Annotated in this window: 14 protein-coding genes; 12 read left to right on the forward strand and 2 right to left on the reverse strand. The window is 66.1% G+C overall.

Going from position 1 to position 18203, the window contains the following annotated elements:
* Window positions 1-3: 3 nt before the first annotated feature.
* Window positions 4-1938: an Hsp70 family protein gene (locus CH296_RS06025; RefSeq protein WP_256980347.1), complete on the reverse strand. Its 1935-nt coding sequence runs from the start codon at window positions 1936-1938 to the stop codon at window positions 4-6.
* Window positions 1939-2112: 174 nt separating this feature from the next.
* Window positions 2113-3504 carry a rod shape-determining protein gene (locus CH296_RS06030; RefSeq protein WP_179277639.1) on the reverse strand — a complete coding sequence of 464 codons (1392 nt, stop codon included), beginning with the start codon at window positions 3502-3504 and terminating at the stop codon, window positions 2113-2115.
* Between the two features lie 268 nt (window positions 3505-3772).
* Between CH296_RS06030 and CH296_RS06035 the strand changes: the two genes are divergently transcribed.
* The 12 genes from CH296_RS06035 (at window position 3773) to CH296_RS06090 (ending at window position 18190) form a co-directional block, all read left to right on the forward strand.
* Entirely contained in the window at window positions 3773-4030 is a 258-nt protein-coding gene (locus tag CH296_RS06035) for an acyl carrier protein (protein ID WP_032396368.1), read from the forward strand.
* A gap of 4 nt (window positions 4031-4034) precedes the next feature.
* Complete coding sequence (locus CH296_RS06040) at window positions 4035-5189, forward strand: acyl-CoA dehydrogenase family protein (RefSeq protein WP_032396093.1); 1155 nt, start codon at window positions 4035-4037, stop codon at window positions 5187-5189.
* A complete protein-coding gene (locus CH296_RS06045) occupies window positions 5189-6136 on the forward strand; it encodes an amino acid--[acyl-carrier-protein] ligase (protein ID WP_094684242.1) in 948 nt (315 codons plus the stop codon). The genes CH296_RS06040 and CH296_RS06045 overlap by 1 nt, the downstream gene beginning before the upstream one ends.
* Before the next feature lie 43 nt (window positions 6137-6179).
* The gene (locus tag CH296_RS06050) at window positions 6180-7952 is read left to right on the forward strand and encodes a hypothetical protein (protein ID WP_256980348.1); all 1773 of its coding nucleotides are present in this window, start codon (window positions 6180-6182) and stop codon (window positions 7950-7952) included.
* Window positions 7949-9631, forward strand: a complete 1683-nt coding sequence (locus tag CH296_RS06055; protein WP_179277640.1) for a lipopolysaccharide biosynthesis protein — start codon at window positions 7949-7951, stop codon at window positions 9629-9631. The genes CH296_RS06050 and CH296_RS06055 overlap by 4 nt, the downstream gene beginning before the upstream one ends.
* Window positions 9628-10908, forward strand: coding sequence for a hypothetical protein (locus CH296_RS06060; protein ID WP_094645866.1), 1281 nt, complete (start codon window positions 9628-9630; stop codon window positions 10906-10908). The genes CH296_RS06055 and CH296_RS06060 overlap by 4 nt, the downstream gene beginning before the upstream one ends.
* Complete coding sequence (locus tag CH296_RS06065; RefSeq protein ID WP_094684243.1) at window positions 10905-11609, forward strand: DUF998 domain-containing protein; 705 nt, start codon at window positions 10905-10907, stop codon at window positions 11607-11609. Before CH296_RS06060 ends, CH296_RS06065 begins: the two co-directional genes overlap by 4 nt.
* Complete coding sequence (locus CH296_RS06070; RefSeq protein ID WP_256980349.1) at window positions 11606-12592, forward strand: glycoside hydrolase family 16 protein; 987 nt, start codon at window positions 11606-11608, stop codon at window positions 12590-12592. Before CH296_RS06065 ends, CH296_RS06070 begins: the two co-directional genes overlap by 4 nt.
* A 48-nt stretch (window positions 12593-12640) precedes the next feature.
* A complete protein-coding gene (locus tag CH296_RS06075) occupies window positions 12641-13927 on the forward strand; it encodes a glycosyltransferase family 2 protein (RefSeq protein ID WP_254924158.1) in 1287 nt (428 codons plus the stop codon).
* Window positions 13908-16160, forward strand: a complete 2253-nt coding sequence (locus CH296_RS06080) for a hypothetical protein (RefSeq protein WP_094684244.1) — start codon at window positions 13908-13910, stop codon at window positions 16158-16160. Before CH296_RS06075 ends, CH296_RS06080 begins: the two co-directional genes overlap by 20 nt.
* 213 nt (window positions 16161-16373) lie before the next feature.
* Entirely contained in the window at window positions 16374-17231 is an 858-nt protein-coding gene (locus tag CH296_RS06085; RefSeq protein WP_094684245.1) for a glycosyltransferase family 2 protein, read from the forward strand.
* Window positions 17228-18190, forward strand: a complete 963-nt coding sequence (locus CH296_RS06090; RefSeq protein ID WP_032396099.1) for a glycosyltransferase family 2 protein — start codon at window positions 17228-17230, stop codon at window positions 18188-18190. Before CH296_RS06085 ends, CH296_RS06090 begins: the two co-directional genes overlap by 4 nt.
* Window positions 18191-18203 lie beyond the last annotated feature (13 nt).

The following is an 18203-nucleotide window of genomic DNA, read 5'->3' on the forward strand; positions in this document are numbered from 1 at the left end:
CGATCAGGGAGCGGGAGGAGCGACCGGCGGGAACACCGGCAACGTGAAGTCCGGGAAACCCGGGATCAGCGGCGGCGGCTGCTGCGTCGTCGTCGGAGGAACGGACTCGACGGGCGGCGGCGGTGCGGGCTCGGCCGTGGTCGTCGTCGGCTCCGGCGTCCACGGCTCCTGGTAGACCTCGGTCTCCGGCGGCACCGTGGTCGGTGCAACGGTGGTCTCCGGTGCCGGTGCGGGCGGCGGCAACACAGGAGCCGGCGCCACGGACGTGGGCACCGTCGTGGTGACCGCCGGCACCTCCGCCTGGGTGCGACTGACCGAGGTGTCGACCACCTGCGGTGTGTTCTGTTGAGTGAGCATGAACGCGGAGACGCCCACCACCGACGCAAGACCCAGTGCGAGAACACCTCCGGTGCGAAGCCTGCGTCGAGCCCGGGTGCGATCGTCCTCGCCATCGTCGTCGTCGTAATCGGCGTCGAGCCAGTAGACGTTCTTCAGCTGGAACGGAACCGGCTTGCCGTCGTCGGTTGCCTCGGACTGGGCAACAGAGCCCTCGGCAGACGAATCCCCCGTGTTCGTACTCAACGCAACGACCTCCCCGTCGACCCGCGCCCCCTGCACGTGGTCGTCGAGAACATCTTCCACTACCGGTGTCGTGTCCGAAACCGTTTCGACTGCACCGGACTCCGACGAGTCGGTGAATCTCGAGGACGCGAAACCCTCCACCGTTTCGATCGGCTCGGCCGGGACCTCGGACACCGCAACATCGGACACCGGGACATCGGACACCGTGTCCTGAGACTTCGAGCCCTCGCCGATCGGTGCCGCCGCGATCCAGGGACGGGCGGGGACGGGACGCGCTGCAGTGGGCCCTGGCGCTGGTGCGGCCGGCGCGGCGTGCTGCGAATCGGCGCGAGCCGGGACCGGCCGGACCGGAGCGGGAAGCGGAGGTGGCACCGGAGCACGTTCCGCGCGTACCTGCGACGTGGGTGCGATCGGTGCGGCGGACTCCACCGGCCGACGAGCGTCCGGCGATCGTCGGGTTCCGGTTCGCGTGCGCGAATGCGGCCGTGCCGTCAGTGCAGCCCCACGTGCCGCGACGGTCTCGGGCTCGGTCGGCACGATCGACGGCAGTTCGAGCAGCGGTCCGACGCGTTGCTGCACGATCGGCATGCGTGCGCCGCCGCCGATCAGCACGACGGCGTCGATGGGAACGTTGGCCCCGATCATCACCTCGCGAGCGAACTCGATGGCCTCGTCGAGCAGGTCGGTGATGAGCAGCTCGAAGTTCTCACGGGAGAGCAGGATCATCCCGCTCGCATCGGGCAGGCACACCGCGTCCTGGGTGGACAGGCGTTCCTTGGCGATTCGGCAGCGCTTCTCGAACAGCGCCATGTCCGGGTCGGTCGACTGCTTGCCGAGGCGTTGGAGCTGATTGTTGCGGACGTAGGCGTCGATCAGATCTCCGCTGTACTCACCGGATCGCTGCGAGGCGACGACGGTGCGCTGAACCAGGTCCACGACGCTGACGGTCAGTCCGGAACTTCCGAGGTCGAACAGGGCCACGGAACTGCAGTTGCGGGCTTCACCGGTCGCCGCCAGGTACTCGACGACAGCTTCCACCTCGTGGACCAGGTGATAGTTGTGCAGGTGCGCACCGCTGAGGGCAGCATGCAGGGCGTCGGCCTGACGGGGGTCACGGTAGGCCACGCCGGTGGCAAGTTCGGGCTCGGTTTCGGCTGCCGCACCGATCGATTCGGCGGCCAGATGCGGAAGGTCCCCGCCGACGCTGTCGATGAGTTCGTTGCGGAAGAACAGCGGCCGGTCGATGTCGCTGACCAGGCCGGAAGGATCGGCGACCGGTGTCCCGAACTGCTCGGCTCGGGGCTGCGCCGTGCGCACGGCTCGGGTCCCCATGGACACCCCAAGCAGCACAGTCACGCGTCAGGCCTCACTTCGATCGACAATGTTTCTCGGACGCGGTACACCCCGTCCAGAGCGCCAGGCTACCGCTTCGGACGAATCGGCGGGGCGCGCGCCCCGGTGGGCTGCGCACCCGCGCGTGACGGAACCGGTCGCGTTCCCCGAGCGGCCCGCGCGAACGAGACCCCCGGTCTATTCCGGCAGCTCCGGATCGACGACCGGTTGGTACATCTCGCCGTCGTAGCTGAAGGCACGCTCGTACAGGTCCGCGTCGGACAGTCGAGCGGGCCCGAGGACAGGCAACTCGACGGGGCCCGGCGCGGCCTCGTCGGCGGGACCCGCGGCGGCGGAAAGGGCCGCGGCGAACGCGGAATCGAAGGGAATCTGCTGGTCGATCAGCGGGGTGGGTGGCGGCGTGTTTCCTCGGGTGAACACCAGTCCCACAATCGCGACGATCAGCACACTCACAGCGGCGAGTACGGACGCGTCACGAATCGACCAGGTGCGGCGGCCGCGGCGTACCGGCTCGGCAACGACGCCGGGCTCGGGTACAGCCGGTTCCGACACCTCGGGCCGAAGGGGTGCCGGTTCGAGAAGGTCGGTCTCGAAGGTGGTCGACGGGATCGTCAGGTCCTCGGTCGCGAGTTGGTCGACGGTCAGGCCGTCGACCATCCACTCCTCGACGGGGTCGAGCACGAAGGTGTCCGGTGCATCGAGGGTGTCGGGAGCGGCGAGCGCCTCGGGTGCGTCGAGCAGCTCCGACGCATCGTCCGGGACAGTGATTGTTCCCACATCGGCGTCGAGCGAGGCTCGGGCGGGTCGTTCGTCGAGTGCCGCGCCTTTGGCGACGGCCATCGCAGGGGCGTCGGGCACGTGGACCGGGACGTTCCATTTGTCTTCGATGATGGTGCGCACTGCGGGAATGGCTGCACCGCCGCCGATCAGCAGTACCGCGTCGGGTGCCTGCTTGGAGGCCCAGTCCAAGGCGTCGGAGACGAGCGGAGTGATCTCTCGCTCGAACTCCTTTCGGCTGAGCAACATCGGGCCGCGGTTGGGAGCCCTGACGCCCACCGACGAGCTCACCAGTTCCTTCAGTTCCCGGAAGAAGGCCTGGTACTCCTGGTCGCCCTCGGGTCCGACCGGAGCCGGCAGAATTCCCTTCGCCATCACGATGCCTCGGACCACTTCGTCGAAGCGGTCGCCGCTGATGTCGACGGTGCGTGCGGTCCACTCGACGTACTCGCCTGCGACGTCGAGTGCGGTGGCCGAGAGTCCCTTCTTGCCCAGGTCGACGACCAGGACGTAGTCCTTGTCGGCCAGTTCCGGAACGGTGCGGGCGTAGGCGAGAAGGGCGCGGGACTCCTCGACCATGCGGGCTTTCGGCACGGTGCCGTCGCCGAGGGTCTCCAGCAGAGCCGTCACGGCTGCGGTGTCCCACCCGGCGAGCACGATGTCCTCGAACGGTCCGAGGTCGACGAGCTTGCCCGGCAGCAGGTCGTGTGCGCCCTCTGCGTCGATGGAGTCCTCGACGCGGCGGCCGTCGGCGATGTACGCGATGCGCACGGCACCGGTACCCACTGACACCCCGCAGACGCCACCCATAGACCAGACAGTCCTTCGCAGATTGTGTTTCGACGCCGGATCAGGCGTTCGTACGAGCCCCCGCTCCACTCGAAGTGTACGGCGGTCCTCGAACCCGATGCGGGCATCCCGGTAACGCTACTAAACAATCTACGATATTGTTTGGAGGGGTCTGGGGAGACTTTGGGTCGAAAAGGCGCACAGCCAGCCGACCCTGAGTCGACGACGAGGCCGTCCGGTCTCGTGGTTAACGCGATCGGTGGAGGTTTCGATGCAGACGCTCAATGCTCACGACGTGGTTCGAGTGCGAACCGTTCTGGAGAAATTCGGAAAACTGCCGGTCCCCGTGGAGGGCATCGACGAGGCTGCCGATCTCTACGACAGCGGCCTCACCTCGCATGCCAGCGTCAACGTGATGATCGCACTCGAGGACGAATTCGACGTCGAATTCCCCGACACGATGCTGCAGAAGTCGACGTTCGGCAGCATCAACGCGATCGCCGCGGCCATCGCCCAGCTGACGGACTGAGGCCATGACCACCGTCTACGAGAGCTCGATCGACCAGTCGATCACCGACGTGCTGGCCGTACTGCGGACCTATGCCGACGAGGTCGACCGCGATGCCCGTTTTCCCACCGAATCGGTGGATGCGCTGCGCGACGCCGGCTTGCTCGGGGTCGGAATTCCGCGGGAGTTCGGCGGAGGCGGGGCAACACTGACCGACATAGCGCGGATCTCGCGTGCTCTCGGTGCCGAGTGCGCATCGACGGCGATGATCTTCGTGATGCACCAGTCGCAGGTGCTCAGCATCGTCCGCCACGGCAAGTCCGACGCGATGGCAGACCTGCAGCGTCGCATCGTGACCGATCGCATACTGGTGGCGTCTGCCACCACCGAGATCAACATCGGCGGCGACGTTCGCTCGAGCAGCTGTGCGGTGGAGTACGACGGCGAGCAGATCACGCTCAGCAAGAACGCACCGGTCATCTCCTACGGCGAGTACGCACAGATCGTGTTGGCGACGGCGCGGCGCAGCGTGGACAGCCCGCCGAGCGATCAGGTGCTCGTGGTGTGCGAGAAGCCCGACGTGACGCTGGTCAAGACCGGCACCTGGGACACCCTCGGCTTCCGTGGCACCTGCAGTCCCGGCTTCATGCTGGAGGCACGCACGACGACGTCGAACATCCTCGGCGACAACTACGGCGACATCTCCGCTCAGACCATGCTCCCGGTGGCGCACGTGCTGTGGGGATCCGCGTGGCTCGGTATCGCCGATGCCGCGGTCACCAAGGCCCGCAAGTCGGTGCAGAAGGCCGCACGCAAAACTCCGGGAACGCCGCCGCCGAGCGCGCTGCGTCTCGCGGAGCTGATGGTGGTGCACGAGCAGTTGGTGGACACGGTGTTCGGTGCCGCAGCCAAGTTCGAGGCGATCGCCGACAGCCCCGCGGAGCTCGGAGCCATCGGTTTCGCGCTCAAGATCAACAACGTCAAGGTCACCGCGTCCTCACTCGTCATCGACATCGTCGGCAAGGCTCTGCAGATCTGTGGCATCTCCGGCTACCGACAGGGCGGCGAGATGAGCATCGGCCGTCATCTTCGTGATGCACACGGGTCCGCGATCATGGTCAGCAACGAACGCATTCTGGGTCACAACGCTCAGCTCTCCCTCGTCTACAAGGGCAAGTGATGACTACCACGCATTCCGCACCGGAGACAGAGATCAGCGAACTCGACTCCGCCCGAGCAGCTTTCCGCGCCGAGCTCATCGACGCCAGCTTGTTGGTACCCAGTTCGATTCCCGGATTGTACGGGCGCAGTGGCGAATTCGAGGACATCATCGAGTTCGTCGACGCCAGAGTCACCGCGGCCGGGGTCGCCGAACACGGCCGTCAGGCCACCAGGTTTCGATTCGCTCCGGTCTTTCCGCGAGAAGCGTTCGAGCGCACCGACTACATCGCGTCGTTCCCCAACCTCACCGGTGCGATCAACACGTTCGAGGGCGACAACAAGGCCCACGCGGAATTGTTGGCCGAGCGGTCCGACGGCAAGGACTGGGATCACTTCCTCCAGTCCGCGGGCACCATGCTGGTCTCGGCTGCGTGCCACCCGTCGTACTCGATGCTCACCGGCACGCTGCCCGAAGAGGGCACGCTGATGGACATCTACGGCTACTGCTTCCGGCACGAGCCCGCGGTGGATCCGGCTCGGATGCAGGCATTTCGGATGCACGAGTTCGTTCGAGTCGGCACTCCCGACGAAGCTGTGGCACACCGCGAACGCTGGGTACCGCGCGGGCTCCAGGTGCTGGCGGATCTGGGACTGGAAGCCGAGGCGGTCATCGCCAACGATCCCTTCTTCGGTCGCGCCGGACGCATGCTCGCGGCGAACCAGCGCAACGAGAACCTCAAGACCGAACTGGTCGTCAAGCTCTACGGAGATCTCGACGAGGGCACCGCGGTCGTCTCGTGCAACTGCCACCGTGATCACTTCGGGCACACCTTCGGCATCGAGACCGTCGACGGTGAACCCGCCCACAGCGCGTGCGTCGGTTTCGGCATGGAACGCATCGCACTGGCGATGCTCCGCACCCACGGACTCGATCGATCGGGCTGGCCTGCCGCACTGCGCAACTGATCGTTCCCGCTTCACCCGTGTACGTACACGAAGGACCAAATCTGTGAACAGCTCCCGCACCGCTCCTCGGCGCATCGGCTCAGTTCCCGCCGAGTCCTCTCCACGTACGGCGGGCGGCAAGTACCCGACGTGGTTCGGCCCGTCCGATTCGCCGCTGTTCGGTGCCGTCCACGTGCCGTCCGGCGGTCGGGCACGCGGCGGCGTCGTCCTGTGCCCGCCGCTCGGCAAGGAGCAGGTCGATTCGTATCGCGGTATGACCCTGCTTGCGCAGAAGCTCTGTGAGCAGGGACTTCTGGTGCTGCGGTTCGACTACCGCGGCACCGGCGATTCGTGGGGTGATCAGGATCAGCCCGGCGCGGTCGAGCACTGGCGGCGGAGCATCGTCGAGGCCGTCGACTACGTTCGAGGTTGCGGGGTGAGCGAGGTCGGCCTCGTCGGTCTACGCGTCGGTGCCTTGTTGGCGTGTTCGGTCGCCGCGGAGTGCGGGCCACTGACCGCGTTGACGCTGTGGGATCCCGTCGTCAAAGGGCGGTCGTATCTGCACGAACAGCGCGCGCTGTATTCGGTGAGCGTCACCACCGACTCCGAGTCCGATCCCAGGGTGTCGATCATCGGCGCTGTGCTGCATCCCGATTCGGCCGCGGACTTCTCCGCACTGGACGCCGCGAAGACGAGTACCGACGCGCCGGTGCTCGTCGCCACCCGCGCCGAGCGGGGCGATACGAAGCCGGTACGCAAGCTGGTCGAGACTCTCGCGGCTCAGGAACACACGTTGACCGCTCACGACGACTTTCTCGAGCCGAGCGATTTCGAGGTCATCATCCCGACGGCCGACATCGCCTACCTCGCGACGTGGACGGCATCGAGATTTCCGGTCGAGCGCGCACGAGAGATCGAGCTGAAGCATCGCTCGACGTCCGTGGTCGACGGAATCCACGAGAACATCGAATACCTGGGTGCACAGCAGCTTTTCGCGATTCGGTCCACCTCGGATCGATGCCGGGCGGGCGGACCGACCGTGGTGCTGTACCCCACTGCCAACGAGCACCGCGTGGGCCCGGTCCGCATGTGGGTGGAGCTGGCGCGGCTGCTGCCCCGCTTCGGAGTCTCCACGGTGCGTTTCGATCGACGCGGCACCGGCGAGAGCGGAATCGTGTCCGATGGGGAGTTGACCCGGCTCTACAGCGACGAAGGCAACGAGGACGCGCTCACCGCTGTCCGGCAGTCGGGGACCACTCCGGACAACGTCATGGTTGCCGGAATGTGCTCGGGCTCATGGTATTCCAGCTTCGCCGCCAGGGAACTGGGGGTTCGGGCCGCAGTGCTGCTCAACACCCTGGACTGGACCACTCGTCGTCTCGAATTCGTCAAGCGTTCCTCGATGCACATCGAGGAAACGGGACTGAAGGCGCGCGCACTCGACCGTCTCCACCACTGGGGTGTGCGGACCAAGAATGCACTGCAGCCGCGGATTCCGTACGCGCTGTGGATCTGGCTCGGACGACGCGGATTGATCCAGGTTCCCGAGATCTCGTTGCGCATTCTCAGCGACCGTCAGGTGCAGACGCGGGTTCTGCTCTCCCCCAGCGACACCACCTGGTTCGAGACCAATCGGGGCCCGGAGGGAATGCGCCGACTCCAGCGTCGATCGTCGGTACCCACTGTCACCTCCTTCGACTCCGGTGATCACTCGCTCTACGGTCGCGATCTGCGCGAGAACGTACGAGCCGAACTGGTGACGGCCGCCTCTGCTGCCTTCGACGTCGAGATCGCCGCCCCGTCGCCGCCCGTGCCGGTGGGGAAGGTTCGATTGTGAAGCACCGCGCTCCCAGGATCCTGCCGCCCAAGCACGAACAGCTCGAACAACTTCGGTGGTATCCGGTCGAACCGGCTCGGTTCGACCTGGGTCTGATGAACAGCCCGACGATGCCGGTGCCGACCGTACCTCGGCACGATGCCGTGCACTCGGTCGACGTTTCCCCGATCGCCGACGTCGTCGAACGACCGCAACCCGACAGCGGACCGGGCTCGAAGGCCTCCGATCGCAATCTCGCGCTCAATTCGATGGCCCTGATGCTCTCGACGGCCATCACCGGCGCTCTCGGCCTGCTGTTCTGGGCCGCAGCCGGTCGGCTGTATCCCGTTGCCGAAGTGGGCAGCGCGTCGGCCGTCATCACCTCGGCGGTGATGCTCTCGACGCTGTCCAATCTGAGCCTCGGTTCGATGTACGAGCGATTCCTGCCGATCTCGGGTCGGTTGGCCAAGTCGTTCATCGTGCGTGGCTACCTCACTGTCACGGCATTCGCGTTCGTGCTCGGCGGCGGCTTCCTGCTGGTTGCGCCGGTGGACGAGATGTTCACCAGTACTGCCGAGATCGTGTCGTTCCCGTTCTTCGTCGCGGTGCTCGCAGTGTTCGCGCTGCAGGATCAGACCTCATCCGGCCTGGGCGTCGCACGTTGGGCGGCCGCCAAGAACGTCTTCCACGCCGTCGCCAAGTTCGTGCTGCTGTTGGCCCTCTTCGCAACCGAGCGCAGTACCTCGATCATTTCCGCCTGGGCGGTCCCCGCCGTCGTGGCGTCGATCTTCGTCCTGCGCGCGATCATGAAGAACGTTCGGACCGAACAGCGGTACGCCGGTAAGCCGGACCTTCCGCCCAGGCGCGAGATGTGGGCCTACTTCGGCTCGGCATACGGCATCACCGCTCTCGGCTCGCTCGCTCCGCTGCTCGTGCCGATGATCGTCGTTGCCACCCTCGGCGCCGAGGAGAACGCGTACTTCTCCCTCACCTGGTCGATCGTCAGCGCCCTCTACATCCTGATCAGCGTTCTGATCGGACCGTACGTGGCCGAGGTGGCGGCACACCCCGCGCAGTTCCACCGCCTGACCAAGCGGTTCATGACGCTCGTGTGCATCGTCGCACTGGGCGGGTCGATCTTTCTCGCATTCATCGCGCCGTTCGGCCTCGGATTGATCGGCCAGGGCTACCGCGACCAGGGCACCATCATCGTGCAGCTGGCCGCTCTGACCATCCCACTGTCCGTCGTCGGTTCGCTGTACGACGGTCTGGCCCGCGTCCGTCGACGCATGCGACTGGCCGTGATCGTGCAGGTGGTGGCCACCTCGATCATCATCGGCGGCTCGGTGGCACTGTCGTCGTCGATGGGCATCGCTGCCGTCGGCTGGGCGTACCTCGCCGCCGAGGCGTTCGGTGCCGTCGTCCTGATCGTGCCGCTCGTTCGCTGGATTCGTGAACTGTCCGCAGGCAGCAACGGCGAGTCCGGTGAGAACCCGGGTCCGTCGGACTCCCCCGGACCTCGCGGGCCGATCGACGATCACGACGCCGGATCGCCTCGATCGCGTCACCGACAACCCCGAGACGGTGGACCTCGGCACCGTGAACCGCATCCACGTGAGCGCCAGGACGGTCCACCGCCGCTCGACGATCCGTCACCGCGCCGTATTCCGGTCCATGCTCAACACAGGACGGCACCATGACTCAGACCTATCGCGCCAGCTCGTTGGACATGCTGCGGTCCGATTCGCGCATCGTGACCGTCCTGGGACCGGCGGACTTCGGCGATCTCGCCCGGGTGCAGAGCCGCGTACTCGCACTGGCCTCGATCGGTCCTGCCACACGGCTGGGCCTGCGCGCCGATCAGTCCTCGGCGGGCTGGGTCTACGAACCGGAGCGGGTGCTCGAGCACATCGCCGATGGACCGGCCGTGGGTCACGAGCAACTGGCCAAGGAACTCACCGAGTTCTCGCACGCGTCCACGCCCGGAATTCCTCTTCGGATGCGTCTGGCCGGTCGCTACCTGTTCCTCGATCTCAATCACGGTCTCGGCGACGCTCTGTTGCCGGTCGACCTGTTCGCGTACCTGGCCGACGCGCGTCCGGATGCACCGCTTCCGGCGTGGGCCTACCGTGCCGTCGACGGCCATCCTCTTCGAAAGGCCCTCCTGCGCTGGGTCGTTCGCAATCCCAGGAAAGTCGTCGACACGATCTACGACCGCGTACGCCCCGGCTCGAACCCCGAGTCCGCCACCTCGGCCGCCGCACCCGACACCCCGTCGCCGACGGCATTTCGGCCGTGGGCACCCTCGGCCGCGGTGGCCACCGCGGTGACCCGGCTCGGTACCACCGACGCAATCCGGCGGTGGCGGGAATCCCATCTGCCCGGCGCGAGCGTCAGCGCGGTGATGTGCGCTGCGGTGGCCTCGGCGTTCGCCCGCACGTCGTTCCCTCTCGATCGTTCTGCTGCCTTCCTGTTCGACTGCAGGCGATACCTTCCGCCGTCGTCCGTGGTGCTCGGCAACTTCGCGGCCGGGATCGGCTTCACCGACATCGATCCCACCTCGGCCGGGGACGTGAACGACGCACTGGCCGGTGCCATCGCCAAGGGCCGTCCCATCGCGTCGGCGACGATCAGCACCATCAAGTACAAGCGAGAGCACCGGGCCGTGTCCGGTGTGTTCGACGACCGCGTACCGGTCCGGCCCAAGGTCAAGCTCATGTACTCCGATGTCGGTAGAGTCAGGCAGCTGGAGCCGGTCTCCTGGTTGGCCGAGCCCGCCGACCGCGCCTTCTTCGTGATCGCCGATCCGGGTCGACCGGAGTCGGTGATGATCACGATGGAGACCATCGGTTCGGTCGTCTTCGTCTCGGCGTCGTTCCACGACAATGTTTTCGACAGCCACACCGTGCAGGCCGCACTCGATCTCGTAGCGGCAGACCCCCTCGCATTGCTCGCCCCTCAGGAGAAGACCGCATGACCACCGAAGCGAAACGCCCCACGAAACCCGATGCGAACCGGCCGACGTCGAACACCGTCGCGCCCGCGCGCTCGAGTTTCGTCGCCCATGTCGCGCGGTGGGCCGGCCTGTCGGTGGTGCAGTTCGTCCTCGTCGAGTACATCGTCTCGGCCACGTGGCGCGGGCTCTACAGCTACCGGAACAACTACATCAGCGAGCTCGGCATCCCGTTCTGCGGGCCCGCCGGCAACTGGCCGTGCAGCGAGCTCTACGTTCTGCTCAACGCGTCGATGGTGCTGTTCGGCGTGGCGATCGCGGCCGTGGGCGGATCCTGGTACATCGTCCGCCGAATCGACGGCAGAGCCGCCTCGTTCTTCGTCGTCGCAGGTGCCGGTGCCATCACCGCAGGCGTCGTCAACCAGGGCGTGAACTACCCGATCCACTCGTTCGGGGCCACCGTGTTCTTCGTGTTCGGAAACTTCGGCCTCGTCATCGCGGGCGGGCACGGAAGCCTGCGACGCCCCATCCGCGTCGTGGTCACCGCGCTCGGAGCCGTCGGGCTGGCCGGCTACTTCGCCTACATGAGCGGTCACGAGTTCGGACTCGGTATCGGCTCCATGGAACGTATCGCCACCTATGCGCTCCTCGTGGGCATAGTCGTACTGTCGGTGTCGCAGTTCAAGGCGACGCGGGTACCGAAGACCGGCGACGAGACCACGTGAGTCGTCACGCCGCATCCAGCCGAGAGTCCGGCGCGGGGACCGTCGAGGTTTCGCGGCTTCCCGGAACCGGACTCATCGTCGAGCCTCCCCGACGGCGGTGGCCGTCCGTTCTGGCGTTCCTGATCGTGCTCGGTCTGGTCGTGGCAGGCACGGTGTACGGGCTTTCTCACCGCTCGGACGGAGCCGACATCGATCCCGACTCCACCGCTGGAGGCACCATCGACGCGAGTTCCACGACGTCGGCGTCCAACACTGCCGCCGCCAAGCCCGGATTCACCGTCTACGACGACTTCTCGGGGACGGCCGGCGACGCCGTGTCGGACGACCGCTGGAGTCACGACGTGGGCCAGACCGGTTGGGGCAACAACGAAAAGCAGAATTACACCGATTCGACCGAGAACTCGTCTCTCGACGGTGACGGCCACATGGTCGTCAACGCGATGCGCAACGGTGACGGGTACACCTCGGCCCGGGTGACCACCAAGGACAAGTTCGAGTTCACCTACGGCCGCGTCGAGGCTCGGATCAAGATGCCGGCCGGAGCCGGACTGCATCCGGCTTTCTGGATGCTCGGTACCGACCTGGACTCCGTCGGCTGGCCGCTGTCCGGCGAGATCGACATCATGGAGACGCTGAACCAGGCCGACCAGTACCACACCGGAATCCATGCCCCCCAACCCGATTCGTTGACAAGCCAGAAAGTTGACGCGGGCGGCATTCCGCCGGAGCCGCTGTCCGAGAACTTCCACACCTACTGGGTCGAGCGGTCGCCGGGTCGCGTGACCACCGGTATCGACGGCACCACCTTGGCCACCGTCACTCCGGACGACCTGATCGGCGGCGACAATTACTGGGTCTTCGACAAGCCGTTCTTCCTGCTGTTCAACGTCGCGGTCGCCGGCGACTGGCCAGGTCCCACCGACAACTCCACGCCGTTCCCGGCGACGATGTCGGTCGACTGGGTGCGGTATCGCACCGACTGAGACCGAGCTGCACTTGCCCGTACGTGTCACCCCGAAAGGACCATCCCCGTGTTACCTCCCGCGCTCCCCAGACACCAGGCTCCCGAATGGGACGGTGCCGTGTGGATCGGTGACATCGACCTGGAGCAGGATCTTCCGGAGTTTCTCACCCTCGACGATTCCGACGGTTACCGCCGTGCCCGACTGTTGATCCGACGCGGACTCGACCCGCTGGGCTTCGTCGAACTCGATGTCGTCGACGGCGCGGTCGCGGCACACGACGTTCGACGGGCTGCGATGTCGCTCGCGCAGGTTCCGATGCCCGACGCGCTGCCCGACCCCGATGGGACGCTGCCGCCGATCACCGTGGTGATCTGCACCCGCGACCGAGTCGAGCACTTGAAGGGCGCGCTCGCGTCGGTGTCCGCTCTGGACTACCCCGACTTCGAGGTGGTCGTCGTCGACAACGCGTCTCCGACCGATGCCACGCAGCAGTACGTTCGCGGGCTGGGCGACCCCCGCGTTCGCGTCGTGTCCGAGCCGACGGCGGGACTGTCGAGGGCAAGGAACACGGGTTTGCGGGCGGCCCGACACGACATCGTCGCCTTCACCGACGACGACGTCGCCGTGGATGCGAGGTGGTTGCGGAGCATCGCGCGCGGTTTCGGGCGGGCCGATCGGGTGACGTGCGTGTCCGGCATCGTGCCCAGTGGCGAGATCCGAACTCAGGCGCAGGCGTACTTCGATCGCCGCGTCGGGTGGGCGAGTTCGGTGACTCCTCGGGTCTACGACCTGAAGAATCCGCCGGCCGACGTGCCGCTGTTTCCGTTCCAGGTCGGGATGTACGGGACCGGAGCCAATTTCGCCGTCGACCGCGGACGGATGTTCGACCTGGGAGGATTCGACGAGGCGTTGGGAGTGGGATCTCCGACCAACGGCGGTGAGGACCTCGACATGTTCTTCCGAGTGCTGATGGCCGGCGACAAGCTGGTCTACGAGCCCGCCGCCATCGTGTGGCACCGTCATCGCGCCGATTCGGAGGCGTTGGCGGTACAGGCCCGCGGATACGGGCTCGGACTCGGCGCGTGGCTGTACACGGTCGCCACCGACCGCAGATCGGCAATGTTGGCCGCCACGGTGGCCGTCCGCCGACTCGGCAGCGCGATTCGGTTGTCCGCCAGGATGAGCAAGGTCGCCTCCCCTCCCGACGATCTCGCTGCCGACCTTCCCGACGGCATCGGCCGGATGGAACTGCTGTCCATCGCCAAAGGCCCCGCGGCCATCCGGCGCAGCAGGCGCGAAGGTCGCGAACGCACTCCTCTGGCGGGGGTGAACCGTGACCCAGTCCTCGACTGATTCCGGATACCGGTCCATCGCGGATCTGCGGCACAAGCTGTTCGTTCCGTCCGATTGGACCGTCGACTGGCCCGTCGGCACCACCGACTCCGCTGCAGGAACACGGCGGCGCGCAGGTAGCCGACTGCGCTACGCCGACATCAGCGTTCTCGCTGCGCTGTCCGGTCTGACCTCCATGATCGCGCTGCCGACACTGGTTCGCGTCGTGCTTCTGACAGTCCTGCTGTTCTTCGGACCCGGGGCCGCGATCCTGTCCTGGGTCCGTATTCCTCGCACCGCGGTTCCTGCTGCCCTGCCGATTCTGAGCATCTCGGTGGTGACCCTGATGGTGTCGGCGGCGATGTGGGGCTACCGCTGGTCGCCCCGGATGTGGACGTTGTGGCTGTGTCTGGCCCTGATCGGGTCGTCGCTGCTTTGGTACCGCAAGCACGGCCGTCCCGACCTGCCGGTGTGGATCTCGCGGGCACGTGAGGTCGTCGCTCCGTCGTCGCGAGCGTCCGCCCTCGCCCACGTGCGGTTCGTGCTGACCGATCGCGAGACGTTGCGACGCAACGTCGCTGGCCTGATTCTGGCGTTGGCGTTCTTCCTGTGGCTGCCGCTGTTGCCGGGTCTCGAGCGCGCGACGTACTCGCAGTTCGGGCTTCTGACCGCCGGAACCGGCCCCGGACTGGTGCTGTGCATGGTCCTGGTCATGGCGGCGTTCCTGATCGCGTTGCGGCGTCATCAACTTCGCACCATGGTGGTCGCCATCGGCCTGGCCATCGTGGTGCAGCGATTCACCGTCACGCTCGTCACGTCCGCTCCGATCTACGACTGGACGTACAAGCACGTCGCCGTCACGGAGTTCGTTCTGGATCTGAACCGACTGGCACCGAGCGGCGTCGACATCTACAGCGAGTGGCCCAGCTTCTTCCTCGTCTCGGCCTGGTTCCAGCACGTCACCGGATACGACACGCTGTCCCTGGCGCACGTGTTCGCGCCGATGATCCACGTGGTGCTCGCGGCGGCCGTCTACGGCCTCGCACGGGTCATGAAGTTCGACAAGCGCGCAGCGATCACGGCGGCGATGCTCGCCGAGGTCATCAACTGGGTTGGCCAGGACTACTACTCACCGCAGGCGTGGGCGCTACTGCTCGCCGTGGGCTTCCTGGCGCTGTTGATGTCCTCGACACTCACCAGGTCCGCGGCGTACGTGTCCATCGTTCCGTTCGCGGCACTGGTCCCCACACACCAGCTGACCCCGTACTGGCTGATGGCCGTCACCGGCGTGCTGCTGGTGACGCGACGAGCCAAGCCGTGGTGGTTGATGATTCCGCTCGGCATCATCCTGCTGGGATACCTGTATCCGCGACTGCCGATCGTGGCACCGTACGGACTCTTCCAGGGGTTCGATCCCGTGCAGAACGCCGCGAGCAACGTCGAGGCGGAGGGTGTGCTCGGCAAACAGATCACGTCTCTGGTCTGCCGCGCACTCTCCGGTGGGGTGTTCGTGCTGGCGTTCGCCTCGGCCGTCTACGCCTGGCGCACCAAGAAGACGTTCTGGGCTCCGATGGTGATGGCGTTCGGCTCGATCATGCTCCTCGCCGGCCAGAGCTACGGCGGTGAGGCGATCTTCCGGGTGTACCTCTATGCGATTCCCGGTTGCGTGCTCCTGATCGTTCCCCTGTTCCTGGCGCTGTTCGATCGGACGCCGTCCCAGGATCGCCCGTCCCGGGCCCGCAGGCTGACGGCCGGGACCTCGGTTGCGGTCGCCACTGCCGGGGCCATCGGGTCCGCTGTACTGGGCTTGCAGAGCTACTTCGGCCTGTGGCCGATCGTCCTCGAGAATCGCGAACAGATCGACGACGCAAGAGCGGTGGCCGCGCAGTCGCCGAACGGAACCGCGATCACGATGCTGTACTCCTCGGGCTACCCGGCCCGGTCGACGTCGGACTACGGACGACTGACCGCGGCCAACGAATACTGGGACGTCCCGCTCTACGCGCTCGGCCCCGAGTACATGGAGGGCTTCCCGACGCCCGAGAAGCTCGGCCAGATCGACTACAACGCGTCGATCAGCGACACACCTACCTACATGGTGCTGACTCGTCAGTCGCTCGAGGCGATGCAGTACTACGGTTTCGTCGCCGACGATGCGGTCGCCCGTTTCCGGCAGTGGCTCGCCACCAATTCGGCGTGGTCGGTGCGGTATCAGGACGCCGACACGATCGTCTATCAGTACCGATCTCGTTGATTCGGTTCACAAACTATGACGTGAATCTCCAAACAATCTTCCAGTTGGTTTGTTTGCAGCTTGACAAACCAGCAGCTTCTTTTAAGCTTGCTTTCAGTCAAAGGAAACAGTTCTTACGCTTCAGAACGAACGTCAAGGCACTGTCTGTGGATGCGGCGGGGGTCGATTCACGGAGCTCGGAGACATCTGCCCATCGCACTCGACCCATGTGGAATGGATATGTTGAATCGTCAGAATCCCCGCGTCAGTGTCGTCATCCCGACGCTCAACGAGGCCGCGAACCTTCGTCACGTCCTCCCCCTGCTCTCTCACGACTACGAGCTCGTGCTGGTCGACGGTGGATCCGTCGACGGCACCATCGACGCGGCACGCGAGATTCGCGGTGACATTCGCATCATCAAGCAGACCCGCAAGGGCAAGGGCAACGCGCTCGCATGCGGCTTCGAGGCCGCTACCGGTGACATCATCGTCATGTTCGACGCCGACGGTTCCGCCGATGCCGCCGAGATACCGCGCTTCGTCGACGCCCTGATCGCCGGTGCCGACTTCGCCAAGGGCAGCCGGTTCTGCGAGGGTGGCGGGAGCCACGACATCACGCCGCTGCGCCGCGCGGGCAACGGTGGCCTGCACCTGGTGGCCAACACGCTCTTCGGAACTCGCTTCTCGGATCTCTGCTACGGCTACAACGCTTTCTGGCGCGATCTGGTGCCGGTCCTCGACCTGCCCGTCGTCGATCAGCCGGGTGCCGAGGGCATGATGCTCTGGGGCGACGGTTTCGAGATCGAGACCATCATCAACTGCCGCTTCGCCGAGGCGTCCGTGCGCATCGAGGAAGTGCCGAGCGTCGAACTGGCCCGCATCTACGGCCAGAGCAATCTGCGCACGTTCTCGGACGGCTTCCGGGTGTTGCGCACCCTGATGACCGAACGCATGCGTGCCCGCAGGATCAAGCGCAGGTCCATCGTGCGCCCGTTGCGCGAGTCGATCGACGCCCGTACCGACATGGACCTCGAGTTCGATGCTCTGGAGTCGTACAACGAGGTTCTCGAACTCCGCGAGAAGACGGCGTGAGTCTGCCGACTTCCTCGGTAGTCATCTGCGCGTACACGTTGGCTCGATGGTCCGAACTCCGGGCCGCCGTGACGGCCGTCCTCGACCAGGACGTGCCTGCCGACGAACTGATCGTCGTCATCGATCACAATGCGCAACTGGCCGAACGCGCACGCGACGAGTTCTCGCCGCTGCACCGGAGCGTGAACGTGGTGGAGAACAACCACCCTCGCGGCCTCTCCGGAGCGCGCAACACCTCGCTCGATATCGCGACCGGTGAGATTGTCGTCTTTCTGGACGACGACGCCTCACCGCGCACCACAGAGTGGCTCGGAGCCATTCTGTCCCATTACTCGGACGATGCCGTGTACGCCGTTGGGGGCTCTGCATACCCGGTATGGCCGGACAAGCGTCCGGCCTTCTTACCGGCCGAGGTAGTGGGTGAACCCGGCGAACTCGATTGGGTCGTCGGGTGCACCTACCGCGGGCAGCCCACGGAAACCGCTCAGGTCCGCAATCTCATGGGCGCGAACATGTCGTTCCGCCGTGAGCCCGTCGTCGCACTCGGCGGATTCGTCTCCGGCATCGGCCGGATCGGACGTGTCCCCCTCGGCTGCGAGGAGACGGAGTTGTGCATCCGTCTGCGCCAGACGCATCCGGACGCCCAGATCGTGTTCGATCCTTCGATCGTCGTCGATCACACGGTCAGTGCCGACCGCACTCGTCCGCGTTACCTAATCACGCGCAGCTACGCCGAGGGCGTGTCCAAGGCCGCCATCGCCCGGTTGATCGGGGCCGAGGACGCACTGTCCTCGGAGCGGGCGTACACCGCCAAGATTCTGCCTCGTGCGGTCGGCCGGGAGACCAGCGCCGCTGCGCGCGGCAACCCGGCACGCGCATGGGGTGCGATGGCCGTGGTGGCAAGCGTCGGTGCAGCCGGAATCGGCTATGCCCGAGGCAGACTCAGCACGAGCCGCTAGCAGCACGTGCACA

Source organism: Rhodococcus sp. 14-2496-1d (assembly GCF_002259365.1).
Classification (GTDB): domain Bacteria; phylum Actinomycetota; class Actinomycetes; order Mycobacteriales; family Mycobacteriaceae; genus Rhodococcoides.

Bases quoted from the DNA above. Each gene is read 5' to 3' on its own strand.
- CH296_RS06035 (WP_032396368.1), top strand. From the start codon at position 3,773: ATGCAGACGCTCAATGCTCACGACGTGGTTCGAGTGCGAACCGTTCTG.
- CH296_RS06040 (WP_032396093.1), top strand. From the start codon at position 4,035: ATGACCACCGTCTACGAGAGCTCGATCGACCAGTCGATCACCGACGTG.
- CH296_RS06045 (WP_094684242.1), top strand. From the start codon at position 5,189: ATGACTACCACGCATTCCGCACCGGAGACAGAGATCAGCGAACTCGAC.
- CH296_RS06060 (WP_094645866.1), top strand. From the start codon at position 9,628: ATGACTCAGACCTATCGCGCCAGCTCGTTGGACATGCTGCGGTCCGAT.
- CH296_RS06065 (WP_094684243.1), top strand. From the start codon at position 10,905: ATGACCACCGAAGCGAAACGCCCCACGAAACCCGATGCGAACCGGCCG.
- CH296_RS06085 (WP_094684245.1), top strand. From the start codon at position 16,374: ATGGATATGTTGAATCGTCAGAATCCCCGCGTCAGTGTCGTCATCCCG.